We start from the raw sequence: 25,532 nt of genomic DNA, 5'->3' as shown, positions 1-25,532 counted from the left end.
AAATAACTGGGCTGATTTTTTAAACTTTTTTCGACCAATACACACATCCATGTTACCTTTAATTCGCATATAAAATGGGATGTTTTCTTCCACCAACCAGGCAATAAGCCTCTTATTAGGGAACTCACGGTCCGCCAGAACTCCTTGAATTTGCTGTTTGCCAAAGGTATTAACAAATTTTGATAGCAGAGCAACTTGCTCCTTGGCAGTGGTATTGCCTGCTTTATTTAACAGAGTCCAAAATAAAGGAATAGCAATGCCCTCATAACAGACTGATAGCATAAAAATATTGATTTTTGATTTTCCCCAGTACCAATTCGTTCTATCAATCGCTAGATAAACAGGCTGGGTTTCGGAAAAAAATAGATGATATATCCATCGCGAAATGCACGTAAAATCAAATTCAAAGCCCGAAAAAAACCGCTTCACACGTTTATAACGCGACTCAATCAAAGTCCCACCTTGCATGGCTACTGCAATTTCACTTAAATTAACACTTCGTACAGTGAATAAAGCCAATAACATCTGAGCAAAACAATCTATTCGGGACTTGTGCCAAAGGAGTTCTTCACCTAATATCTCTCGTAACTCGCTGATATATTTCATATTCACACCTTTTCTAGACAAAAAGATTATATGAAATTCTTTTGTTATCAGCGAGTTATTCCAACTCTATTCCTATATCTCAGTTTTTTTGTCCCGTACAAAGCTAAAATACCAGGAGATTGGAACGTTTAAAAATGAAAGCATTCACGATGATAAGCTAATTCGCCAAGATATAATTGATGAGGCAAAGGAAATTAATACCTCTAATACGTGTCGTACGACAGCGCGTTCCATTCTTAATTATACCTTACATTATACTGCAAATGTTCCTGCATTATTTGCTCTTGGATTTGATTACAAAGCAATATTGTTAAATGGAAATACGTTTCCGTCAAATGCATTTTATATTCTGCCTGAGCCACCAAATTGCTTTCAGCTAAATTCTACTCAAATGAAAGTGCTCGAGGAGCTGTATCAAAAGCTTGAAGATCTACCTAAAAAAGAGCCTGAGTCAGACGTCACAAGAAAAAAATTTAAAAAATTAAAAAAACTATATCTTGAGATAGCAGTTGAGCCTCAATTATCCCTGAGCTTGCTTTTAGATAAAATTACGGTGCATCGGGCAAATCATCAAAAATTATTTGATATCCGAAGGGGGCAAAGTTGTATTAGTAGCTTTGCTGAACTGCTTGGGATTCAAATTAAAACAGGGACTCAGCAAGCCTATGACCGAATGGAACACACTATAAGTAAAGAAATCGAAAGAGAGAGAAAAATTAAATCTGAAGCTAAAGAGGTCGATGAGAATGAGCAAGTCAGTAGAGTAAATATGATTCAATCAGTCTCTTATTGATTGCTTGGCAATATAGTTTAATATCTGGCCCATTTGCCAAATCGAACGCTGTGGCGCCCGGCGCAGCCGACCATCGGACCGCCTGCATACGCACGGCCGTGCCATGCGTATTAATGCAAAATCTAAAGAGATTCAACTCAATGTAATCATATCGTGACAGCGACAACTTATCCCCATTTTCTGTGGATAAGTCTGTGTATACACACTGGAATTCATTAGCAACTACCCTCGCTTGAGGACGTCGCTTTTTTATACGAGGGACTATGCAACAAATTTCATCTAAATTTAAATAATTAGAACCTTAGTCCCTGGATTGGCTTTTACCCAATTAGCCACATATTCAATGTGATTATTTTTGCCAACAGCAATGCATCCACGCGTTGAGCTTGGTAAGTTGTTTAACCAACCAAACAAATTTGATGACTGAGTTGGTCCATGGATCCCTACATCTCTGCCTGTATATCCTGCAGCTAACTGTTTTGTAGTCGGATAGAGAATTGGAATAAAAACTTTAAATTGATTCGATTTTCTTGGATGAGCTAAACCATATAAACCAATTGGAGTTTTATTATCACCAGCGTGTTTTTTACCGACGCCTTTGTATCCGAGAGCTACTTTAAAGGTCTTAATTACTGTACCGTTTTTACAAATATTTAAGATTCGCTTTTTGGTATGTACATTGATTCCGTTTGATAAAGGACAAGATACAGTACTCGCGAATAAAGCGACAGGAAAAAAAATAGAAATCATTAAAAAAACTGCTTTTATTTTCATACAATTAGACTAAATTTAATTAAATTGGCAAATAATTATCCCATAATATTGCCTTTATTCATAGGGGTTATCAGGTTAAATCGTAGACTTACTGTCATAGCGAGAATGCCTAATTGGAGCTAACTCTTTGATTTTAAATATGCTCCATAAGAAATCGCTTCCCTTAACTCCTCAGCTCAACATTTTTGCAACAACTTATTAGATTCGCTAGTTCATCTTGCTCGGTTTTTGTGCATAAAAATTGGCATGTGCTATGATTACATAATGAACCAAGTGAAATTTAATTGGTCATATTAATGGTCATGAGAAGAGCAAGATCCTTTGCATTGACATGTAACCTTGGTTTTCGAGCATCTGTAGCAAATCATCACTCTCGAACCGGTACGCTTTTTTCTAGCAAAAGATTTCGGTCTTGGTTTCAGACACAACCTAGAGAAATACTTATGTGAGGAGACCACTATGAGAAGAGGTTTCTTTGAAGTGGGCAAATTATCTGGACGAGGGGTTCCTTTTAGACGAGCAGTTTTAAGCCATGCAGCCCAATCCGGAGTATTACATTCAGCCAGAAACTATCCTATTAGATCCTCTGTGGAGCAGGATATTGGGCATGCTGAGTTATTGCACAGTTTACCAGTCGGAATGGATATTATTTATCGTGGTACAGCAGGCACAAGTGAAATAATGGAGATAATGCGGTCTGGTGAAATGGGCACAGGGAAATATGCTAAAAGAACAGAGACGTTACAAATTCCCGAGTTTATTGAGGTGAATGATAGTCGCTACCTTCTCTCTGCTTCGCCTTGCCGTCAAACAGTACAAGACTATGCTGAGGGCTTATCTGTGATACCTGCTAAAGGATATATTATTGTGATGGGTCTACCCAAAGTATTTATTCGTCCCCAATCAGTACTCCATCTCGATAGGGAGCTTTATGAAGAATACGCTCGGTCGAAAATTGCAAATGAGGAAGAGGGTATTCGGGGTGCATATAAGCCAATTGTTGCTACAGCTCAAGGAAATAATGAGGTGACCATCATTTTGGGGGCTGGCAAACGAGATAATTGGAGACCAGAAATTGGTACTGATGTTATGAAAATTGTTGAGATTACCGCTCCTGGTAAGATTCTAGGAAAGTATATGGCTGCTAAAAGGGTTCACAGCCAAACCTTCGATAATGAGGAGTTTGTACGACGTCCCTGGGCTATAGAAGTTGCAACTACTAGGCATTCGGTACTCCCTGAGTTTAAATCAGCTTATGAGCGAATGAATCATCGCGCCGATGAACTAGGTCTGATGACCCGCTCCGCATCTGAGAGAAGATTGCTGACTATTGATGATGCTGAGGCAATCATGAGATCAGGAATACTTGACGAGTTCGCACAAAATTATACTTCGGGGAAAACAATCGTATTTAAAGAGGTCCCAAAGGAAATTCCTATAGGTCACGCTGAGGCATTAGCTGAGTTCATAGTTTCTGAACTAAAATCTGAACCTACCCTGCGGGAAATGATGCGAACAGAAAACCCCTCACATTTTTAATAGGATGTACTATTTCTCCAGCCGTAGGCCTGCCCAAGGCTCGGCCTAGCCTGGATGAATGATTTACAGTCAGGAATTAAAAAATAAAAATAAAATACCCATCTTGATTATTTTAAGGTATTTTTGTTTAATAAAATCTTTATTACCCGGTAATAATCAATGGCTATTTATTTTTTATTTGGTAAAACTGGCTCAGGGAAAAGTTACATAGGAAGGCTACTCGAAAAACTAAACATCGTCCATATCGATGGCGATAAACACATCACCCCAAGGATGCTAGACTGTTTAATCGAAGATGAACAAATGACCCCGGAAATGATCGATGAATATGTCACTGTCTTGATTGATGTTATAAAGACACAAAAAGAAAAAAATCCTGAGCAGAGTTTTGTTATCTCACAAGCCATGTATCTCGACAAATACCGTCTTAAGTTATTAAATGCGATACCCGATCTTAAATTTGTAATGATTGATGTTGCCCCAAGAGTTCGAGAACATTTCATCTCCAGACGATTTCAAAATAAAGAGAGCAAAGTAAGTCCAAGGTATGCCAATGAGATGGATAAATTTTTTGAAAGTCCTACCCATGAAGTAATTCTATTTGAAAATAATAAAGAAGCAGATGACATTCTAATAGAGCAAATCCATGAAAAAATGCCAGCTCTTTTTAACATGGGAGCAAAAGAAAAATTAAGCTCATGCACAACTACACGTTGCCTAAGTCCAGCTCTGTAAGTGGGTTTGAACTAGATCTTTGCCATTGTATACTTCATGTATCAGTTAAACTGATAGTTCCGTTAAACAAAATAACTATATGAAGCACTAGTCTTGATAAAAAGACTCTATCTCTTGCTTATACATCAGTACTACGCACAAGAAGTACTGGTGTAGTGGCAATTCGAACAACATTCTCCGCCACGCTACCCAAAAACAGACGACTAAAGCCACGCCTGCCATGCGTGCCTATAACCAATAAATCAGCAGGCCATTCTTTTGCTGCTTCAACAATTACCTCGGCTATTCTCCCTTGCAATGGCTTTAATTCCAGGATTGATGTTTCAGGTTTAATGGATGATTGGCTAGCTATTTTTTGTGCAGCATTATTTAATAGCTTTTCACCATCTTCCTTACATGCAGCAATAAATGAAAGATAGTCAAAAGACGGCCCACCATAAATGACAAAATTCTCATCAATAACATGAATTATTCGCACATTAGCGTTTTGACCGTTAGTTAATTTTATTACTTCCCCAATTAAGGAGTCAGATATTTTACTCCCATCAAGTGCTAGCATAATATTTTTATACATTATAATGGCTCCTTGCTCGTATAATTAGTGACATCTGTGAGCTAAGTCCTGTAAGTATCGATCTGACCGCCGTAATTCATTAGATACTATTTAATTATGTCCATGCATATTCAAGAGCTGAGATAAATTAATTATCACTGATATTATTAATAATAAAAATGCAAACACTCGTTAAAGAAGATAGTGTTTGCATTTGAAAAAACTTTATTGACGTCATTTATTCAGCCTTTTCAATTTTTATTGATTTCGAGTTGCCTGTACCTAGAGCTTTTTTGGGAATAGTTACCCATAACATGCCTTTTTTGAAAGACGCCGTTGCTTTGTCAACATCAGCAGTTAAAGGCAATGAAACAGTTCGCTCATAGCGACCATAAGTAATTTCTCGACTTACAAAATTTTTCTTTTCATCTTTCTTGGATGTAGACTTTTCACCTTCAATTGTTAACTTATTATCATTGAAAGTCACTGTAATGTCTTTTTCACTCATGCCTGGCATCTCAGCTTCAATTTTAAAAAATTCTTGATCTTCAATTATATCCAGAGCAGGGGAAAGTTTAATATTTTCAAATTTTTTCAAATCGGTGCTCATGGGCTCAAATAAATCGTAAAAATCATTCATTGCATGATTTACTTCTTGCTGAAGTCTCAAGAAAGGACTGATAACATTTTCACTTTGATGATATTTCTTTAAACTAGCCATTGACTTATCTCCTTATCCATAAATTAAATATGAAAGCTTCTCTGGTAGAATAATAATGCCATAGGAGTTATCAATATAATTTTAGACCAAAAAGCAACATAACGCACAAAAATTAGCCATATTGGGACATTCCCTATAGATTACCTCAGTATATGCTGATGCAAAAATTCAGCTAACTCAGGTTCCGTTAAATTAAGTATGTCATTTTTTATATTATGAGTTACTAATTCTTTTACGTGCTTATTGAGGTGCTGAAATAAAAGCCCATTCATATGGGGTGGAGCTACAACAATCAGATTTTTGTAAGCCTCAATATTCCTGTCGTTATTCAGCTCTTTAGCCACTTGTCTTGAAAAATCATCGATTTGTATTTCTTTAGGATCTGAGGGTTGCGCGAATGTTCCGTGAGCTGGGTTATCAGTCTTATAGCGCCCGGGTTTGTCTGAAGTTAATTCGATATCCCTAAGTTTGCTTTCAGGGTGCAGGATTTCTTTAAGTAAAGCTAGTTGATAGGGTTTTGTACTTAATTCATATATTCGGCATTCATTCGAATTTAAGATAAGAACCCATGTTGCATGTTGATTGGATGACATTATAAGTACTCCATTACTTTCATACGATTAATTTATAATTGTAGTATATTTTGCCATATTCGCTGGATTTGGTATGGTTTTCCATGTCATATTGTCAAGATGTCCCAAGTTTTTGGCTCAAATTATGATGATTTGAGTAAGGCTATTTATTGACGGGTTAGGACTTATATTCTTAATTTAATCTATCAAGGATTGATTGATGCGTAATAAGATAATCAAAAAAGAAATAATTAAAAGTGATGAGTTATTACCGAATTTACAAGATTATCCTTTATTTTGTTCTTCATTCAGTTGGGAAAATATGGCAAAAGAACTGGATGGGTTGCCATATGAGAGGGGAATCAATATTGCCTATGAAGCAATCGATAGGCATAGCCTACAAGGCAAAGCAAACAAAATTGCTTTACGATTTATTGGGAAGAACAATAATGTAAAGGATCTTACATTTCAAAATTTAAAAGATTTAAGTAATCAATTCGCGAATGTTTTACACTCTCTTGGTATAAGCAAAAATGACCGGGTCTTTACACTCTGCGGTAGAGTACCGGAATTATATATCACTGCTCTTGGAACCTGGAAAAACAGAAGTGTATTTTGTCCTCTTTTTTCAGTTTTTGGACCAGAACCTATTTATTCAAGGCTCTCGATAGGTTCTGGAATAATTCTAATAACAACTGAAGAATTATACCGAAAAAAAATAAGTGATATCCGAGCGTCACTGCCTGAACTCAAGTACGTTCTTGTAATTGGAGATAACAGTAAATTTAAGAACACATTAAATTTTCACGAATTGTTATCTAAAGCTTCATCACAGTTTACGATTGAACCTACTGATCCTAATGATAATGCCTTACTCCATTTTACCAGCGGCACAACTGGTAAACCCAAAGGTGCTATGCATGTTCACCAAGCGATTCTTGCTCATCTGATGACTGGAAAATTCGCATTGGACTTTCATGAGGATGATATCTTTTGGTGCACTGCCGATCCAGGTTGGGTTACGGGTACTTCCTACGGTATTATTTCGCCCCTTGTTAATGGTATTACTAGCATCATCGATGAGTGTGATTTTGATATTGAGCGATGGTTTAATATTCTTGAAAAAGAAAAAGTAAGCGTATGGTATACAGCTCCAACAGCAATCCGCATGATGATGAAAACAGGAACTGAACAAGTCCGTCAATATCAATTACCCCAACTTCGGTTTATTGCAAGCGTTGGTGAACCTCTTAATCCTGAGGCAGTTTGGTGGGGAATGGATGCATTTAATCTCCCTATTCATGATAATTGGTGGCAAACAGAAACAGGCGGCATCATGATAGCTAACTATGCCAGTATGGATATTAAGCCTGGATCAATGGGGCGTCCTTTGCCTGGAATCGAAGCCGCTATTGTTAAGATTGATTCAACCGGAACCATACATTTCATTAAAGAAAGTGGTGTTAAAGGAGAACTTGCATTAAAAGCGGGATGGCCTTCTATGTTTCGAGGTTACATCCATGAAGAAGAGCGCTACAAAAAATGTTTTGTCGAAGGATATTATTTTAGTGGTGATTTAGTTACCCGTGATGAAGACGGCTATTATTGGTTCGTGGGACGAGCTGATGACATCATCAAATCATCAGGGCATCTCATCGGCCCATTTGAAGTTGAGAGCATTTTGATGGAGCATCCGGCTGTTGCTGAGGCGGCGGTTATTGGTAAACCAGATCCAGTGGCAATGGAACTTGTAAAAGCTTTTGTTTCTTTAAAGCCGGAATTTCAGGAAAGTGAGGAGTTAAAACTTGAAATCATGGGATTTGCTCGTAAGCGCCTCGGAGCTGCTATCGCCCCGAAAGAAATTGAGTTTTTATTGAGCATCCCCAAAACACGAAGTGGTAAGCTCATGCGTAGGCTTCTAAAAGCACGTGAATTAGGACTGCCAGAAGGTGATACATCAACTTTGGAAACTAACTTATGAACGATTTAGATTTGCTTTATCAAATGATCTTGATTCGTAGATTTGAAGAAAAAGCAGCGGAACTCTATACCGAAGGTAAAATCCGTGGTTTTTTGCATTTATATATTGGTGAAGAAGCCATAGCTGTAGGTTCAATGAGTGTTCTTAGTAAGGATGATAATATCATAGCCACCTATCGTGAACATGGCCATGCATTGGTGCGCGGTATCCCTGCAAGTTCAATTATGCTTGAAATGTTTGGAAAACAAGAGGGGTGTAGTCATGGCCGTGGTGGTTCAATGCATTTATTTGATATCACGAATAAATTTTATGGCGGGAATGCTATTGTTGGTGGGGGGATCCCCCTGGGGGTTGGTCTTGCCTTAGCTGATAAAATGCAAAATAAACCTGCATTAAGTGCTTGTTATATCGGTGATGGCTCTATAGCTGAGGGCGTATTTCATGAGTCGGCAAATATAGCTGCTTTATGGAAACTCCCTGTTTTATTCCTATGTGAAAATAATTTTTATGCAATGGGTACAAAACTATCTGAATACGAATCTCAGACCGATCTCGCCAAAAAAGCGAGAAGTTATAATATGCCTGCAGCAACAGTTGATGGAATGGATGTTATTGCCGTAAAAAAAGCAACAGAGAAAGCAGTTAATTACATCCGTAATGGAAAAGGACCTTATTTCATCGAATTTCAAACCTACCGATTTCGTGCACATTCTATGTATGATCCCGAACTTTATCGCGATAAAGCAGAAATTGAGGAATGGAAAAAACGTGATCCTATCGATAACTTTTTTTCAAAACTGATGACACTAGGCAAGGCAACTGCTCATGATTTGGATCAGATAGAAAAGAAAGCCCGGGCTGTTATTTCAGATGCAATTGCCACCGCTGAAAAGGGGACATGGGAACCTATCGAGCATTTAACTAATAATATCTACCATGAGGGTGATGCAATATGACGACCCAACTAATGACTTATCGAGAGGCATTGCAGACCGCACATCGAAGAGCCCTGCAACGTGACCCAAGGGTGTTTCTTATGGGAGAGGATGTTGGTGCCTATGGTGGAACTTATGCTGTGAGTAAGGGACTTTTACAAGAATTCGGCCCCCAAAGAATTCGTAATACTCCTCTGTCAGAAAATGCGTTTGTAGGGATAGGTATTGGAGCAGCACTTGGAGGCATGCGTCCTATTGTCGAGGTGATGACGATTAATTTTAGTTTATTAGCTCTGGATCAAATCGTTAATCATGCCGCTACTTTTTGTCATATGTCGGGAGGACAGCTATTTATGCCCTTGGTTATCCGAATGGCAACTGGCGCTGGTCGCCAGGTTGCTGCGCAACATTCTCATAGTTTTGAGGGATGGTATGCTCATATTCCTGGAATTAAAATTCTCACCCCTGCGACTGTTGAAGATGCGCTTGGTATGCTTCTTCCAGCACTCCAAGATCCCAACCCGGTTTTGATTTGTGAACATACAACTCTATACAATCTTGAAGAACAAGTGAATTCCGAGATTGAAGAGGTTTCTATTGATAAGGCTGTAATTCGAAGATCAGGGACTGATGTTACTATTATTGCTTATAGTGCTATGGTGCATAAAGCATTAAAAGCAGCTCAAGAATTATCAGAAGAGGGGATCAATGCGGAAGTCATTGATTTGCGTATACTTCGTCCACTTGATACAGAGACAATTATTGCATCAATAATTAAAACTCATCGAGTCGTTGTTGTTGATGAAGGATGGAAAAGTGTAAGTCTTTCTGCGGAAATAATAACAAGAGTTATTGAAAATGCATTTTATGATCTGGATGCTCCACCAATAAGGGTCTGTACCAAGGAAGTTCCTATTCCTTATCCTAAACATCTCGAAGATGCCGCAATCCCGCAAGTGCCATCCATTAAGGAAGCCTGTAAAAAAGTGGTAGGTCATCATGTATGAATTTAAAATGCCCTCATTAGGGGCGGAAATGACCTATGGAACGCTTCTTGAGTGGAGCATTGCAGTAGGAGATAAAGTAAAGCCTCATCAAATTATCGCTGTTGTCGATACCGATAAAGCAGCCATTGAAGTAGAATCTTTTGGGGAGGGCATTGTCGAACAATTGATAACAATGCCTGGTGAAAAAGTTCCTGTGGGTACTGTGATGGCATTAATCCGCGAAAGTACAGATAAAGTGGTTTCTCCTCTTGAGCCTAAATCCGTCCAAAAAATTAAAATAACTCCTTTAGCCAGAAAAGAAGCAAAGGAATTAAATATAGATATTTCTCAAATTCAAGGCACTGGTCCTGATGGCGTTATTACTGAAGAGGATATCCGAAAAAAATGCAAGCCAACTTTAGTTAAAGAAGACCATACTGAGTCTATGAAAAAAGTGATTGCAGCAGCTATGGCTAGATCAAAACGGGAAATACCCCATTATTATCTATCCAGTGAAATTGATTTAAAAAAGGCTTTGAATTGGCTTGAACAATACAATAATAATCATCCTGTCACTGAACGCATAGTCTATGCTGCGTTGCTTATCAAATCAGTAGCTCAAGCAATAAAGGAGTTTCCTGAGTTTAATGGGTTTTATATCAATAATGAGTACAAAGCAAGCGAATCAATACATATAGGTATGGCTGTTTCATTGCGTGGCGGAGGACTCATTACACCAGCTCTGTTAAATACGGATAAACTGGGTTTAGCTGAGGTAATGAATAATCTGACTGATCTGGTGAGTAGAGCCAGAGCAGGAAAACTCAAAAGTACTGAGCTTTCAGATTCTACTATCACCATTACCAATCTCGGAGAGCTAGGAGTAGACTCTGTATTTGGCGTGATTTATCCACCACAGGTTGCCCTAATTGGTTTTGGTAGGATAAAGCCGGAACAAACTATGATTATCACTCTTTCTGCAGATCATAGGGTTACAAATGGCCATGTAGGAAGTCGTTTTCTTTCACGTATTGCTAAAATTTTACAGGAACCTGACCAATTATGAGTAATGATTCTAAATCTATTGATGAAATTAGAATGGTATTTTTACAGTCACTGCATCAGATTGCCCCTGAAATTGATTTTCAAAATGTTAGTCCGGATACTATTTTACGCGAAGAATATGAGATTGATTCGATGGATTTTTTGCGCTTTATCGTTTTACTTCATGAAAAACTAAAAATAGATATTCCAGAAAAAGATTATCCGAAACTGGCCACACTAAAAAGCAGTTTGACCTACCTGAACGAAAAAATAAATCAGCATTGAAACTAATTTATTTGATTTTTTAGCTCTTCTAATACAGGAGCTAGTTTCTGCAATGTCTTTCATCTACGCAGCCATGCTTTGCGCAATTCTTCAAGCGCTAATAGGATTAAAGCGAACGGTAAAATAAATACCCATACTGATAATGGCAGAGGGGCTGTGTCCAGTAAATAATTACCTAATGGCGTATAGTTGATGACGATCAACACGATGATTTCCACCAGGACCCCCCAAGTGATCAGGGCATTACCGCCTAAGCCAATGGAAAATAAAGAACGTCTTGTACTGCGGCACAAATAGACATTAACAATTTGCATCACAATAATCGTACTTAAATATGCCGTCGTAGCCTGTAAATACAATGGGTTATTGTGAGCTAATACCTGTCCGTAATGCCAACCACCACGTATGAGTACATAAAAAAAAGCGCCCATAGCCACAATAGCTTCCATTAACCCTAAAAAACAATAGGCACGCATGGCTAGAAATGGATTCATTAAACGCTCGTTAATTGGTCTTGGAGGTTTGCGCATTAGCTCCGGATTAGGCGATTCGACACCTAAGCCCAATGCAGTGAGTGAGTCAGAGCCCATATCAATAGCCAGTATTTGTAAAGGGGTTAATGCGAGTGGAATTTTAAACAATACAAAACCAAGATAAGGCATCAGCTCAGGCACATTATGTGCAAGTACATATGTCAAAAATTTACGAATATTAGCAAATACGGCGCGCCCCTCTTCGATTCCATTGACAATACTGGCAAAGTTATCATCTAACAAGATCATATCAGCGGTTGACCGCGCTACATCAGTACCACTCATTCCCATTGCAATACCAATGTGCGCAGATTTTAATGCTGGCGCATCATTTACACCATCCCCAGTCACTGCCACAATATGGCCTTTCATTTTAAGGGCTTGTACAATAAGCATTTTTTGCTCGGCTTTAACACGTGCAAAAATTATCTGTGGATTATCAAGTGCTAACTGTAATTGTGTCATAGAAAAATGACGCAGTTGATCACCTGTAATCACTAGCGGATTATTGTCATGGAGCAAATTAATTTTTTGAGCAATAGTTACGGCAGTACGAGGATGATCACCCGTAATCATAATAATACGTACACCTGCCTCTAAACATCGCGTGATTGCCGCTGGTACTTCAGGGCGTGGTGGATCATCTAGTCCCACTAAACCACAACACGTTAATTCACTTTCGCTCGCATGATGAACCTTGGCAGCCTCTATATTTTTATAGGCAAAGGCTAGAACCCTTAGCCCTTTCTCCGCCATTTCAAGCTGCAACTGTATCAGCCTGTTTTTATGTTTTTCGTCCAAAGGCATTAATTTACCATTTATCAAAATGGACGTGCACAAAGGGAGGACACTTTCAGGTGCCCCCTTACAGAAAAGTCTAATCCCAGCATCATATTGTTGCACTACTGATAAACGCATACGATCCGAATCAAACGGTATCGTATGCAAACGCACAGCTGATTCAAGTGTTGGAAGACAATACTTGGCCATTTGTAATAACGCAACTTCCATTGGATCACCCAACCAGGTTTCATTCTGGGACCCATGCAAGTCGTGGCAATAAGCTGCACATTCAAAAAATAAATGGTTTGTTACTACTTCAGGTGATGCTTTATTGATATCAGCCCGATCAACGCATGTAATGCCAAAAACGAGTTGCTCAACAGTCATGCAATTTTGAGTCAGTGTACCGGTTTTATCGGTGCATATCACTGTGGTTGAACCAAGCGCCTCAATGGCTGGTAAATGACGAATTAATACATTACGTTTGACCATGCGTTGCGCCGCGAGCACCAGTGACAAAGTGAGTGTCGGCAAAAATCCTTCAGGAACCATAGCGATGAGAATACCAATGGCAAAAATAGCATCCTGCCATAAGGGTATTCCTAGAAAGTGCCCAACAATGAAAAAAGAAATGCCTAGAACAATAGCTATTGCTGCAATCAGATAGCTAACATAAGCCACTTCTTTGCGAAGGGGAGAAACTTCTTCATTACTATGTTGGGTTAAATGGGCAATTTTACCGAATTCCGATTGCATACCGGTTGCAAACACGATGGCCTTTCCTTCTCCGCTAACTACAACGGTACCCGCTAATAAGACATTATTCGCACTGAGGAGACTATCTTGCATACACACCTTGGCATTGCGTGTCTGTACATGTGATTCACCTGTAATTGTGGCATTATTAACCCGAAGTGTATTCGCTTCAATTACCCTTGCGTCCGCCGGCACGTTGTCACCTTGTTCGAGTAAAATCACATCGCCAGGAACTAATTGTTCCGCAGGAATGATGGTAATGAGGTTATTTCGAATTGTTTTAACTCGTGTAGGCAATAATTTTTGCAATGCTGCCAGAGTTTTTTCAATCCGATACTCCTGCCAAAAAGAGAATAACGCTGAAATGATAATCACTATCACTACCGCATATCCTACTTTAGCCATCCCCTTGCCTGGGTCGGCCCATTCGCTTAAAAATGAAAGTGCCGCCGCCACCCACAGAATTAACGAAAAAAAATGGGTTAACTCATAAAAAAATTGTAACCATAATGGGGTTTGGCGAACGACTGGAATGCAATTTTGACCATACTCTTTTAGACGACGATCTGCCTCAAGTGGCGACAATCCTTCAGGCCCACTATGCAGACTAGCGAAGACATCAGACATCTCAAGCTGATATATCTTCATATTGACTCACACAATCCGTTTTAAATAAGTTTAGATATAAACTTAAGCGATTGCACAGGGAGAGCATTGCAATATGATTAAAATTGACTAAAATCTTTTTGTACTCTATTGCAGAAGACTTTCGAAGGATATGGAACAGCATTACCTAGAATTTACTATAATGTTATTTGACATAGTGGAAGTGATAGAGCGGATAGGTTCAGTATCCTTGTAGTGCTTTAGGTATTTTGCGATGTGAAAATGGAATATGAATATGGCAAACAATTTAAACGAAAGAACAATTAATTCTTTTTTAATCGACCTTAAAGAAGAAAAGCGAATTTTTAACCTGGTCAAAAATGGCATAACGATTACTGATGCGAATTCTACAATTATTTATATTAATCCGGCATTTACAACTATTACAGGCTACAATAAAAGTGAAGCCATAGGAAATAATCCTGGAATGTTGCATTCAGGGTATCATGGCAAAGACTTTTATGAACAAATGTGGGCAGACATTACGAATAATGGGGCATGGGAAGGGGAAATTTGGAACCGAAGGAAGTCTGGACAAATTTATCCTGAATATTTGACCATCTCAAAAATTCATTTTGCAAACAGCGAACAACTGTTTTATTTAGCCATTTTCTCAGACATCACCTATCTGAAGAGCGACATCAAGAACAAGTATCATTTAGCATTTTATGATCCCCTAACCGAACTACCAAACCGTAACCTTTTTCGAGAACGGGTGAGCAAGATTTCAGATAATAAATTTGATGAAAAAACAGCTCTTTTATTTATGGATTTAAATAAATTTAAATACGTCAATGACACATTTGGACATTGTGTTGGCGATAAGTTATTGAAACTTGTTGGAAATCGGTTTTCTGCCATTACAAGGAAGGAAGATACGATTGCCAGAGTTGGTGGGGATGAGTTTGTAGCGATTGTTTCACTCAATGAAGAGCCGTGGCTCGAGAACTATGCTAATCGTATTGTTAATGCCATTGAGCAGCCTTTTGCAATTGATGGAAATAAAGTTAATGTATCCATCAGCATTGGAATTAGCATTTATCCCAAGGATACAGATAATATCGATCAGTTGATTGAATATGCTGATAAGGCAATGTACCATGCTAAAAAACACGACTTACGTATTCAATATTATTGTGATATTTAACTGGATGCCTCCTGAAAAATAACTGTTAAAAGTAGGGATTAAATCAGGATACACATATCCCTATGCAATTTGAGTAAAACGCTTGCTAAATCCATTTTTCATTTGCAGTAAAGGCGATGGTTAGCCAACGTTGAGGTGTGTCTTTTCCAATGGCCAATGCGATTTCATTACGAATTTCATCCAGGGTTTCAATGCTTGAAATGGGAAAACTCTTGGGCACTACTATATGTATTTCAATAAATTGTGCACGTCCTATTTTTGCAACGTAGCTTGTATAGGTTTTAAAATTACGCTGTTTGGTAAGCTCATCTAAAAAATCTCTTATCTTTTCATCAAGCTCCAAGGGTGCCATGCGAAATATGTCTCGCATTGCATCACGGATTGCGGCCATAGGCACAAAAATCAAACAAGCAGTAAGAATCGCTAAAATAAGGGGATCAATGTAGGGGGTAAAATATCCGTAAGCCCCACCATCAAGCAAGGTTGCGATACCAAATGCCAATAGAAGCGAAACGGAAATCAACGCAGACATTAACCAGCTTTGAATATCTAGTCGCAAGAATTCAGATTTAATTTTGCGATTTTTTTTTATCAAATAAAAATACATGCTGGTTGATAAAAAAAACACCAAAAGAGCAAATACAAATGCCCAATCAAAATTCAGCTCATGCCCGCCGGACATTAAACTACCTATTGCATTGATCATCGCATAAGTACAGAGAAGTATTAGAATACTTCCATTCAAAACAAGAACCATAGGTTCAATATGCCAGTAACCGTATTGAAATCTCCGATTCCCTTTTCTTGTTAAAAGGCGGGCAACAAAAAAGGCCAGGATTGACATAACAGTATCAACCATATTAAACATACCGTCAAAGACGATAGCCAATGAGCCCGACAATAGTCCAAATAATATACCTATCACGGCTAAGAGAAAGGTAACAGTTATTGATATTTTAAGAGCTCGTCGTTCATGAAGTCCCTCTTGTACGTTCATTTGAGTGATATCCTGATATTAAATAATGCAATATCTTTATATATTATTGCTTTAAAAGCTTTTAATAAATCCATAGACCTATATTATTAGGTCTTTTAAATAAGAACCCTTCTTTTTTTGTGGATTTTAGAACACTCAATTTATTTTACGCACATTAACTTTGCGTCCTTTTAATTTCCCACTTTGTAAATATTGGTACGCTTTATCAGCTTGGCTGTGGTGGATTGCAACATAGGAGTATATGGTTGTGATGTTAATTTTACCAATCGTGTTGCCGGCTAATCCTGCATCTTTGGTTAATGCCCCAAGGATGTCACCAGGGCGAATTTTATCTTTTTTACCGGAAGCAAGACAGAGTGTAACCATTTCTGGCATTAAGCGCGTGCTAGAGTTATTTTCTAACTCATGAATGTTCCCCCAATGAATGGGCTGTGGGAGGTTGTCTTCAATGATGCAAATTCGTTGTGCATCTGCTGGCGTTATAATGCTTAAGGCAATGCCTTTACTTCCGGCTCGTCCAGTTCGACCAATACGATGAATATGGACGTCATGATCATAAGCGAGATCAAAATTAATCACTGCAGAAAGTTCCTTTATATCAAGTCCTCGCGCCGCAACATCAGTGGCAACAAGAATAGAACAACTTTGGTTGGCAAAACGCAAGACAGCAAGATCACGATCGGCTTGTTCCATGTCTCCATTTAAAGCGACTGCACTGAATCCTTCGCAGATGAGTTGGTCTGTAACTTCTACAGTTTGTTGTTTGGTATTACAGAAGATTAATACTGAAGCGGGTCGATAGTGCAATAGTAATGCTTTTAATAGGGGAAATTTCTGAGCTTGTTTCTCGACTTCATAAAAATGTTGTTCAATATTAATTTCTTCAGGATGCGTCTCTACATAAATTTCTTTCGGGTTCTTCATGAATTGTTTTGATAGCTGTTTGATCTCTTCAGGGTAGGTTGCGGAAAAAAGTAAGGTTTGTCGTTGTTTCGGACAAATCGAAATAATGCTCTTAATGTCATCAAAAAATCCCATATCCAGCATTCTATCTGCCTCATCTAAGACTAAAGCTTTTACCTGAGATAAGTCTAAAGAGGCGTTTTTTAAATGCTTAAGAACTCTCCCCGGTGTTCCTACAATGATATGAGATCCATGCCGTAATGAATCTAGCTGAGGCTTCATCGGTATGCCACCAGATAAATTAATAATTTTGACATTGGGCATGAAACAAGCTAAGCGACGGATGGCTTGACTTACTTGTTCTGCCAGTTCCCGAGTAGGGCAAAGAACCAAGCTTTGTACTGCAAAAAAAGAAATTTTCAAATTATTTAATAAAGACAAAGAAAAAGCAGCGGTCTTTCCACTCCCTGTTTTTGCCTGAGCTATAATATCTTCATTTTTAAGAATGATGGGCAGACTTTGCATTTGAATCGGAGTCATACGTTCATAATTTAACGAAGCAAGGCTCTTTATTAATTCTTGACGAAGGGGGAATTGAGAAAATGATAGGTGTTGCTCAGTGTATTCTGATTGATTCATGAAGTTGCCTCCCCATTGTGCTTAATTTGCTATTGATTCGTATAAGACTTGGTTCGTCGGTTTGCACCGTAATTATGTTTGCAGCTCTTTTCCAATAATTTTCTGTTTTCTTAATCGATAAATGCCGCCAGTTCACTCTTTGTAAGTAAAATGGGTAGATATACATAGGTACAAATACATTAGGATAATCTGTGTGCTCGCCAAACTGTTTAATATATTAAAAATTAGTATAAATTATCGAGAACGCCTGCGGGAGGTGTAATTCTCTTGGGTTATAACTACTTATAATGTCCTCAAAGTAACCACTACAACTACAGTGAGATATAGTGGTAAAAAAATATTAGCTATTTCAATTAAAGAGCTATTATATTTTGTGCTTGAAGACCTTTAGCTCCTTGCGTCACAATGAATTGTACTCGCTGGCCCTCTGTGAGGGTTTTAAAGCCAGAACTTGAAATTTCTTTAAAGTGGGCAAATACATCCGGACCGCCTTCTTGCTCAATAAAACCAAATCCTTTCGCTTCGTTAAACCATTTAACGACTCCATTTACTGTTTTAGACATAGTTGTTCCTAATTGTTTATTATAATGCCTGTATAGGCGAATTTAGCCGGAAACCGGTCAAGAATTAAAAACTACCTAACGAGGGATTAAATGAATAAAACGACGATTTGGAGAGAATAAAATAGACATTTTTCTAGCTGAAGATAGGTTACTACTCTTTAAGGTTATAAGTCAATCTTATTAGTAGGAAGGCGTTGTTTAAACCCTTCAACTACTCCATTTAGGCCATTATAAATAAAGAATTGCATCAACATTTTATCTTCTTTTTCTTACTGCATTTATAATAAATTGACGACCTTCTGTTGTATTTTTATGAGCTTAAGCTTGCTGTTTTGGTATCGTTCACGATTTCTGTCGATTAAGGTGATATGTCCAACCTTGCGATTAGGGTAAGGACTTTTACCGTAATCATGATAATGAACTCCTGGTATCTTAAGGCAAGAATGGATGGGAAACATCTTGCCAAGACAGTTTACTAAAAGGCAATTACTAATCAATTCACAATTACCTAAGGGTAGAGAAAAAATTGCACGTAAATGATTTTCAAACTGACTGGTTACTGCCCCTTCAATAGTTAGATGTCCCGAGTTGTGAACCCTGGGAGCGATTTCATTGACCATTAAATTGCCGTCTTGGTGAAAAAACTCGATGGTCATGACACCAACATATTCCAAAGAATACATAATCTTTTTGGCAATAGTTTGGGCTTTTTGTTGCAATAGATTATTTTCTAATGGAGCTTCAGACCATTGGAGTATGCCATGAGCATGTTGATTTCTAATTAGAGGATAAAAATGTATTTCATCTCGCTGATTTCTTACAGCAATGAGAGATAGTTCATCCTGAAAAGGAACGAACTGCTCCAAAATTAAATCGCAAGACTGTAGCCTATCCCAGGCTTTTGCCAAGTCAGGCAGCTCATTAATAGCATATTGTCCTTTGCCGTCATAACCAAATCGTCTTGTTTTCAAAATGGCGCGCTTATTCCAACTTGTAAACGTATCATGCAGTTCATCCTGTGTTTCAATCGCGGCAAAACGCGCAGTTTTGATCCCTAATGATCTTAAAAATGATTTTTCCAATAAGCGATCTTGAGTAATTTTAAGTGCTTTTGTAGTGGGGTAAAATGGAACTTTTTCGGCAATCAATTCAGCGCAAGCAAAGGGTATATTTTCCGTTTCAAACGTGACGCAATCCACTTCATTACACAACTCGATGAGTGCCTTCTCGTCACAGAATGGCGCTGAAACCAGACGTGTTATATCACGGATACAGGGATTGGGATCGGGTGATAAGCAGACAGTGCGAATCCCTAACGAGTGTGCAGCAAGAACCAGCATTTTTGCTAATTGTCCACCACCTAAGATACCGAGTTTCATAATAACTCCAATTGGGGCTGATTGGTTTCAAGAACTTTTTGACTTTGTTGTGCCCGATATTGATTTAAGCGCTCACAAATCTCTGTATCGTTATTTGCAAGGATTGCTGCAGCCAAGAGTGCCGCATTAATCGCTCCGGCTTTACCAACAGCTAAAGTACCAACAGGTACGCCTGCTGGCATTTGAACTATAGAAAGCAGTGAGTCTAAACCATCAAGTAAAGCAGAAGGGATTGGTACACCTAAAACAGGAAGCCTCGTCATTGCTGCCATCATTCCTGGAAGGTGTGCTGCACCACCAGCGCCAGCAATAATAATCTGTATTCCCCGGTCTGCGGCACTTCGTGCATAGTCATAGAGTTTTTCTGGTGTTCTATGCGCTGATACAATTTCTGTTTCAAAAGAAATTTTTAAACTATCTAATGTTTTTGCTGTCTCACAAAGTATTTTCCAATCACTTTGAGAACCCATAACGATTCCAACCAAGGTTTTATTTTGCATCTGAATTCGCTCCTAAATTGGTTATATTTCTAAGGATTACAATTATTACAATATTGAGGATCTGCTGAATCTAAACCGTCTTTTCGAGCGCGTGTGTCGCGATAATCACATTGGATACAACCCCAGATTTCTTGCTGGTATAACGATGTTGCTGAGGTACATACTTTGCAAGGGAGATGGCCGGATGTTTCTTTAAACCCAAAGCCGGGAGTACAACAATGGGGACAACAACATTGAATTCGCTCGGCTAACTTTTGGGCGAGTACAGAAATCGCATGCATCCGCGTTGGATTCATCATGGCTCTCATATCCGTTGCAAGAAAGAGTTCTTTTTCTTGTTGGAATCCAAGATCCAAGGCCGTCTCGAGCGCCTTGATGTCTCTAATCCCTTTCGCAATGACCTTTTTGTCACTATTGGTTTGTAGGGTCAGTGCATGCTCGGGAAACCCCGCTTGTTCTAAAAAGTTCCTTAGCTCTGTTTGTGGGGTTAGGGTCATCATGCGGTAATTTGTTTTGGGTGTAGTATATTGCTCTGTAATAACCCAATTGTTTTTGCGATCTAAAAACACCATGATTTCATGGTCACTGGCAATAAAGGGAAATGCTGGATGAGGGCCAAAACTTCCCTCGCTTGCAATTGCTAACTCATACCCATAATGTTCTGCGGCACGTCTTGCCTTTAAAACACAGGTATCATAGGGACTTAATGTCCTTGCTATTTCACCAGTAAATGTACCAAATTGGTCGGTATCAAATTCGTGCACATCAAGTGTGCACGCGAGTTTTTCAAAAAATACATCGGCGATTGCTTTTTCTTTCTCATGTTTTGAGGCAAGTAAAACTGACTGATTCTGATAATGCATGATTAAGCCCCTGTGGTTGAATGAAAATAATCCATTCGCGCTACATCTACATCGGAGACAAACATAACGCCCGAATTCTGTTGAAATAAGGTTTTCATTCCTAAGGCAAGGGTTGCTATTACCTCCTCAGGAGCTACGGCAAGAAACATAATCAGTGAAGCCCTGTCGTTGAATAATATTTTTCCCTCATGAAATCCATTATGACCTTTGCCTGAGATGTTTCTTAATAATGTAAATCCAGTGACTTTTGCTTCCTCCATCATCGAGCTGATGAGCTGCTCGTGCTCGCCAGAGACTATGATTTCTATTTTTTTCATTGGATGTAGGTTAATCCCAATATCTTTACGTTCTTGAACTTTAATAACATTCATTTTTTTCTCCTTGTTTTAGTTCGCTAAAATCCAATTGCCTTTTTGATTCAGTTTGTAGGCTAAACCAGTACTCGGTTCAATGAGGACAAGGTGAACCCATTCATTGAAGAACAATGTTTTTAATACCGCTTGTCGTTCGATGATGTTTGATACAAGTGCCTGTGGTGCATAAACTACAGTCAGTAAACGTTGCGGCTGATGGTAGGGGCTTTCATCACTGCTCATCACCGATTGCAGGGGAAGACCATGCATTAAATCGCTGCCATTACCTTGCATGATGCCAATTTTACCCGTGACATTGTGAGTGATTTTGCTGCCACTTCCATAAGCAACGTTATCGAGGGTTGAAAACAAATATTGGGTATTAATCCATTGAGCAACTACCATGGGTGCAGTCAGAATCGTTTCAAGAAAACTCCCTTCAGGATCTTGTTCCCAATCATAAGAATGCAAAAAACATCGACCATCAAGATTGATGTTTTTTGTTAGAGTGCGAGGGGCAACAATAAAAGCGGCATTACGTGCAAGACCCCATTCAGGTCTTGTTTCAGACCAATCCTGACTTCTTCGCTTAATGTCCTTTGCTGCATCGGTTGAATTTAATTTTCGACCTCGCTCAAAATTATTGCTGGATTTTGCCTCCTCCAAATCAATAAGCAACTGATTTAGTAGGCTTGGATAAATGATTTTACTTGATTTCAGATTATAAATTTCAACGGAGTCGGTAGTGGTATTATGAAGTGCACCATAAAACACTGTGTCGAGAGGAATATGAATGCCTTTAACCTCTAAAGCGCTTCGCACTTCTGTTTTATTAAGTATTGCGGCTAATAATTGGGCATTGACTCCACCATGATTCCCACCACATGCACCACAATCTAAAGCGGAAGCATAGGGATTATTTTCTGTAGCACTTCCATGACCACAAAGAATAATGAGCTTTGCAAAATCTGAAGTAAGCCCCATGAGGTGTAATACGGTTTCGGCATAGTCAATCTGCTCGCTTAGGGCGATGCCATGTTCCAAATTGGCCTCATTTAATTCAAACGAAGGCTCTGTTTGGATTTTGGGGGCAATGTAATGGTGTAATGCTTGGCTCGATTGCTTGGTCAAACTTGGAGCCAGCGATTGAAACAACATCTTCAAACCACACCAAGCGCCAAGTGTTTCAACTAATGCAAAAGGAGTTGCAAAATTATATTTTAATTCTTGATACATCTTGCTAAGGTTGGACTTAATTGCTTTTCCCTGTTGGTGTTGTTCAATAAAACTTGCATTTGCAGCACTTGGCCTTTCATCGATACGATAACGTGGTTTTAATAATACAGGACAGCAGTCTTTTGTTTTACCACTCTCAAATTCCTGAACACGAATAGGTAAACCAAAAAAGCCAGCAAATCCCAGTGTTTCATAATTGCCCAACCTCTCTATAGCTCTGCGAATGGGTTCGGAGCGAACATCAATACAAAACACAAGTTGCGCATCAGCTCTTTGAGGCTTCTTTGCCAATTGATTGACTTGAAGCAAAAGTATTTTCATCAAATTTTGCTCATAGTGCTTTTCAGTGCTTTTTATTTCTTCAAGAGTTTGTTGAACCAAAGAACCATCTTCTTCGCTTTTTTTTTCCTGGGAAGCTTCTGGCCAGAGCAAACACGTAATCACGAGGCGTACTGCAAGAAAATCCATTAGGGTAATGGGTTGTTTGTCTACTGTCGTTGGATTGTGCCAGTGAGTTTTCCATTTCACAAAGCCAGCCCAACCTGGTAAATGAAGAAAGGTTTGGGTGATGAACTCTTCTTCTTTTTCCTTGGGCACCTGGAGTTTATTCAGACAAAGAATAATTGCCTCTTCAGCTTCTTCAGGTAATTCCATTAACCATTTTTTTGCCTCTTTTTTATTACGATGAAGCTTTTTATCAAAACAAGCTAGTTTTAAAAATCCGAAATAGAATCCTTTATCTTGATGCGGCATTTCGATAGCACCTTGTCCTGCATCAAAAAAGCCGCCACACCATTTAATCATGTGCAGGTTGACGTCTTCTAAAGCACGATTGCGTGTCATTTCCTTTCGTCTAAAACCACCCTTTGCTAAGGCTTCTTCAAAAGTTTGTGCTTCAAATCCTTGTAAGGGGTTGCACGCTATAAAGGTTTCAAGAGGCCAAACTGGGGCAATCCGTTTGGCAGCATTGTCCACTAATGCACGTACTTCAAGTTTCTTATTTTTGGTTTTGGCTGAAATATTTTTTTTTATAGATTGCTCATTTGTCTTTTCTTCGTTCGTTATTACTTTTGCTGTTCTCATGGTTACTCCTCAGGATAATTAGTATTTATAACTAGACCGCAGTGTGGTTACAGTTTTTGGCGAAGGTTGGCTTTGATTGAATAAATTCATGTAAAGCCAACACCAGAAATTGGTTTCTTTAATTTTTTTCAGTAATCCAAGATTAAACATAAGCCAGGGCAATACCAGAAGAACCAAGATTATCAGATGCAGTATCGAAAGCTTGGGTAAGTACAGCTGGGTCAAATTAGGAAGTAACATCTCAATCAGATGAATACTTCCACCATAAAGCAAACCAGCTAAGGAAGACATAAATAATCCAATCGTTATATTAGTGATGGCCAAGCGATTGTTCATCAGTGTCAACATCAGTTGAGTTCCTGCAATGAATGCAAATACCAGTAAAAAGGAGGTTGCTTGCAGAGATAAAATAGGCTTGTTAGTCATGAAGGCAAAGCCCAACATGCCGACGAGGCCGCCAATACTTGCAATGATTAATACAATTGGTTTGTATGCGTGGATTTTAGGTTCATTATTTTTTTGCGTCATGACCGATCCAGAGCTCAGGAACAGATAAGCTTTGAATAGACCATGCCAACATAAATGGGCAACAGCTGCTGCAAATAGTCCTAGACCGCATTGCATCATCATAAATCCCATTTGCGCCAAAGTTGAGCAGGCTAACATTCTCTTGATGTCATGCTGCATGAGCTTCCAAATGGTTCCCAAGAATGCTGAGACGCCACCAAGAATAAATACAATCATGAGTAAGCCAGTGGATACTGAAAATAGAGGTGCAAACTTTACGATGATGATACCGCCGCCATTGACAAGACCTGCATGCATCAGAGCAGAAACAGGAGTTGGTGAATTTAAAGAGCTAATAAGCCAGCGATGAAAGGGCCAAATGGCCGACTGAGTTAAAGCGGTGAGTGTGATAAGAGTCATCACAGCTGTAAAAATAGACGAATTTACAAACTGTTTCTCTGCTAAAGCTTGAATGGAAGCAGTGTCACCACTTAAAGTGATTAGAATAACGGCTGCTAACAAGCTGATGCTACCTGGTAATAGGGTACTTAGAGCGAGCCGTCCTGAGTTTTTGGCAGCAGTCCATTCTCTCTTATGAACCATTAAGAAAATTAAGAAAAGGTTACTTATCGACCAGGAAATCCAGAACAGAAAGAGGTTATCGGCAAGAACCATAACTATGGCACTCAGAGTAATGGCTGCCAAGCTACAAAAGTAACGAGAATAGAGTTTGTCGCCATCCATATACCTTAGGGAAAATCGATGAACGGTAAAGCTTACCAATAAAATTAAAGTGGACAGTAATAAACTTAAGGGATTAAAACTGATAAATGGGTACGTTTTAGCTGTTTCTGAAAAAGTGAAATGACCTAATAAAAAAAGGCCGCTTATAAAACCAAACCCTACAAAATAACTTGCCCAACGAGCAGCTAATACAGCTTTTTTCCTGCCGCTGCCACAGTTAATTAGCAGCGCAAGTGCTGGACATGCCAGAAGCGCACCATATAAAGAATTTATTATCGTATTCACAGCATTCCTCATTAGAAATTGTTTTGCTACAATGTAAATATATAAGATAAACTTATATAAGTTAAATTAAT

At 38.7% G+C, this 25,532-nt stretch carries 24 protein-coding genes; 9 read left to right on the top strand and 15 right to left on the bottom strand.

Translation table 11 applies throughout. The features are described 5' to 3' along the window. A partial coding sequence (locus DGG96_RS17655; protein WP_476737565.1) for a transposase family protein occupies positions 1-606 on the bottom strand: 606 nt, incomplete at its 3' end. An 88-nt stretch (positions 607-694) separates the two neighbouring features. Here DGG96_RS17655 and DGG96_RS17650 point away from each other — a divergent pair. Continuing rightward, positions 695-1,399: a hypothetical protein gene (locus DGG96_RS17650; RefSeq protein WP_110143862.1), complete on the top strand. Its 705-nt coding sequence runs from the start codon at positions 695-697 to the stop codon at positions 1,397-1,399. A gap of 285 nt (positions 1,400-1,684) precedes the next feature. Here the strand turns inward: DGG96_RS17650 and DGG96_RS17645 are convergent, their stop codons facing one another. Next, positions 1,685-2,173 carry a L,D-transpeptidase family protein gene (locus DGG96_RS17645; protein ID WP_110143861.1) on the bottom strand — a complete coding sequence of 163 codons (489 nt, stop codon included), beginning with the start codon at positions 2,171-2,173 and terminating at the stop codon, positions 1,685-1,687. Between the two features lie 459 nt (positions 2,174-2,632). Here DGG96_RS17645 and DGG96_RS17640 point away from each other — a divergent pair, with 459 nt between their 5' ends. Together DGG96_RS17640 and DGG96_RS17635 are read left to right on the top strand one after the other, a co-directional pair. After that, on the top strand, positions 2,633-3,712 hold the full coding sequence (locus DGG96_RS17640; RefSeq protein ID WP_110143860.1) for a hypothetical protein: 1,080 nt from the start codon (positions 2,633-2,635) through the stop codon (positions 3,710-3,712). 159 nt (positions 3,713-3,871) lie between these two features. Continuing rightward, on the top strand, positions 3,872-4,447 hold the full coding sequence (locus DGG96_RS17635) for a zeta toxin family protein (protein ID WP_110143859.1): 576 nt from the start codon (positions 3,872-3,874) through the stop codon (positions 4,445-4,447). Between the two features lie 118 nt (positions 4,448-4,565). Here DGG96_RS17635 and DGG96_RS17630 read toward each other — a convergent pair whose 3' ends face one another. The 3 genes from DGG96_RS17630 to DGG96_RS17620 form a co-directional block, all read right to left on the bottom strand. Beyond that, on the bottom strand, positions 4,566-5,021 hold the full coding sequence (locus DGG96_RS17630; protein ID WP_110143858.1) for a universal stress protein: 456 nt from the start codon (positions 5,019-5,021) through the stop codon (positions 4,566-4,568). Between the two features lie 217 nt (positions 5,022-5,238). Further along, entirely contained in the window at positions 5,239-5,721 is a 483-nt protein-coding gene (locus DGG96_RS17625) for an Hsp20/alpha crystallin family protein (protein WP_110143857.1), read from the bottom strand. A 140-nt stretch (positions 5,722-5,861) separates the two neighbouring features. Beyond that, positions 5,862-6,314: a host attachment protein gene (locus tag DGG96_RS17620; RefSeq protein ID WP_110143856.1), complete on the bottom strand. Its 453-nt coding sequence runs from the start codon at positions 6,312-6,314 to the stop codon at positions 5,862-5,864. A gap of 199 nt (positions 6,315-6,513) precedes the next feature. Between DGG96_RS17620 and acsA the strand changes: the two genes are divergently transcribed. The 5 genes from acsA to DGG96_RS17595 are packed head-to-tail and all read left to right on the top strand — an operon-like array spanning position 6,514 to position 11,524. Next, entirely contained in the window at positions 6,514-8,274 is a 1,761-nt protein-coding gene (gene acsA / locus DGG96_RS17615) for an acetate--CoA ligase (RefSeq protein ID WP_110143855.1), read from the top strand. After that, positions 8,271-9,230, top strand: coding sequence for a pyruvate dehydrogenase (acetyl-transferring) E1 component subunit alpha (pdhA, locus tag DGG96_RS17610; protein WP_110143854.1), 960 nt, complete (start codon positions 8,271-8,273; stop codon positions 9,228-9,230). The genes acsA and pdhA overlap by 4 nt, the downstream gene beginning before the upstream one ends. Then, on the top strand, positions 9,227-10,216 hold the full coding sequence (locus tag DGG96_RS17605) for an alpha-ketoacid dehydrogenase subunit beta (protein WP_110143853.1): 990 nt from the start codon (positions 9,227-9,229) through the stop codon (positions 10,214-10,216). Before pdhA ends, DGG96_RS17605 begins: the two co-directional genes overlap by 4 nt. Beyond that, a complete protein-coding gene (locus tag DGG96_RS17600; RefSeq protein WP_110143852.1) occupies positions 10,209-11,261 on the top strand; it encodes a dihydrolipoamide acetyltransferase family protein in 1,053 nt (350 codons plus the stop codon). Before DGG96_RS17605 ends, DGG96_RS17600 begins: the two co-directional genes overlap by 8 nt. Then, the gene (locus DGG96_RS17595) at positions 11,258-11,524 is read left to right on the top strand and encodes an acyl carrier protein (protein ID WP_110143851.1); all 267 of its coding nucleotides are present in this window, start codon (positions 11,258-11,260) and stop codon (positions 11,522-11,524) included. Before DGG96_RS17600 ends, DGG96_RS17595 begins: the two co-directional genes overlap by 4 nt. A 59-nt stretch (positions 11,525-11,583) precedes the next feature. Here DGG96_RS17595 and DGG96_RS17590 read toward each other — a convergent pair whose 3' ends face one another. Continuing rightward, positions 11,584-14,244 (bottom strand): cation-translocating P-type ATPase, encoded by a 2,661-nt coding sequence (locus DGG96_RS17590; RefSeq protein WP_110143850.1) that lies wholly within the window; start codon positions 14,242-14,244, stop codon positions 11,584-11,586. Between the two features lie 253 nt (positions 14,245-14,497). Between DGG96_RS17590 and DGG96_RS17585 the strand changes: the two genes are divergently transcribed. Next, positions 14,498-15,409 carry a GGDEF domain-containing protein gene (locus DGG96_RS17585; RefSeq protein WP_158618865.1) on the top strand — a complete coding sequence of 304 codons (912 nt, stop codon included), beginning with the start codon at positions 14,498-14,500 and terminating at the stop codon, positions 15,407-15,409. Between the two features lie 85 nt (positions 15,410-15,494). Here the strand turns inward: DGG96_RS17585 and DGG96_RS17580 are convergent, their stop codons facing one another. The 9 genes from DGG96_RS17580 to DGG96_RS17540 all read right to left on the bottom strand — a co-directional run bounded on the left by DGG96_RS17580 (position 15,495) and on the right by DGG96_RS17540 (position 25,461). Next, positions 15,495-16,406 (bottom strand): cation diffusion facilitator family transporter, encoded by a 912-nt coding sequence (locus tag DGG96_RS17580; protein ID WP_110143848.1) that lies wholly within the window; start codon positions 16,404-16,406, stop codon positions 15,495-15,497. Positions 16,407-16,541: 135 nt separating this feature from the next. Then, a complete protein-coding gene (gene dbpA / locus DGG96_RS17575; RefSeq protein WP_110143847.1) occupies positions 16,542-17,948 on the bottom strand; it encodes an ATP-dependent RNA helicase DbpA in 1,407 nt (468 codons plus the stop codon). A gap of 353 nt (positions 17,949-18,301) precedes the next feature. After that, positions 18,302-18,511 (bottom strand): cold-shock protein, encoded by a 210-nt coding sequence (locus tag DGG96_RS17570; RefSeq protein ID WP_110143846.1) that lies wholly within the window; start codon positions 18,509-18,511, stop codon positions 18,302-18,304. A gap of 278 nt (positions 18,512-18,789) precedes the next feature. Continuing rightward, positions 18,790-19,890, bottom strand: a complete 1,101-nt coding sequence (locus DGG96_RS17565; protein ID WP_110143845.1) for a 5-(carboxyamino)imidazole ribonucleotide synthase — start codon at positions 19,888-19,890, stop codon at positions 18,790-18,792. Next, on the bottom strand, positions 19,887-20,390 hold the full coding sequence (gene purE, locus DGG96_RS17560; protein ID WP_110143844.1) for a 5-(carboxyamino)imidazole ribonucleotide mutase: 504 nt from the start codon (positions 20,388-20,390) through the stop codon (positions 19,887-19,889). The genes DGG96_RS17565 and purE overlap by 4 nt, the downstream gene beginning before the upstream one ends. Positions 20,391-20,419: 29 nt before the next feature. Continuing rightward, positions 20,420-21,253: a DUF6671 family protein gene (locus DGG96_RS17555; RefSeq protein WP_110143843.1), complete on the bottom strand. Its 834-nt coding sequence runs from the start codon at positions 21,251-21,253 to the stop codon at positions 20,420-20,422. 2 nt (positions 21,254-21,255) lie between these two features. After that, on the bottom strand, positions 21,256-21,624 hold the full coding sequence (locus tag DGG96_RS17550; protein WP_110143842.1) for a P-II family nitrogen regulator: 369 nt from the start codon (positions 21,622-21,624) through the stop codon (positions 21,256-21,258). A gap of 15 nt (positions 21,625-21,639) precedes the next feature. Next, the gene (locus tag DGG96_RS17545; protein ID WP_110143841.1) at positions 21,640-23,925 is read right to left on the bottom strand and encodes a DUF2309 domain-containing protein; all 2,286 of its coding nucleotides are present in this window, start codon (positions 23,923-23,925) and stop codon (positions 21,640-21,642) included. Between the two features lie 18 nt (positions 23,926-23,943). Beyond that, complete coding sequence (locus tag DGG96_RS17540) at positions 23,944-25,461, bottom strand: proton-conducting transporter transmembrane domain-containing protein (RefSeq protein WP_199739242.1); 1,518 nt, start codon at positions 25,459-25,461, stop codon at positions 23,944-23,946. Positions 25,462-25,532 lie beyond the last annotated feature (71 nt).

It is taken from the genome of Legionella qingyii (assembly GCF_003184185.1).
The sequence above is the reverse complement of the archived record's forward strand: the minus strand, read 5'-3'. Positions and strand labels throughout refer to the sequence as shown.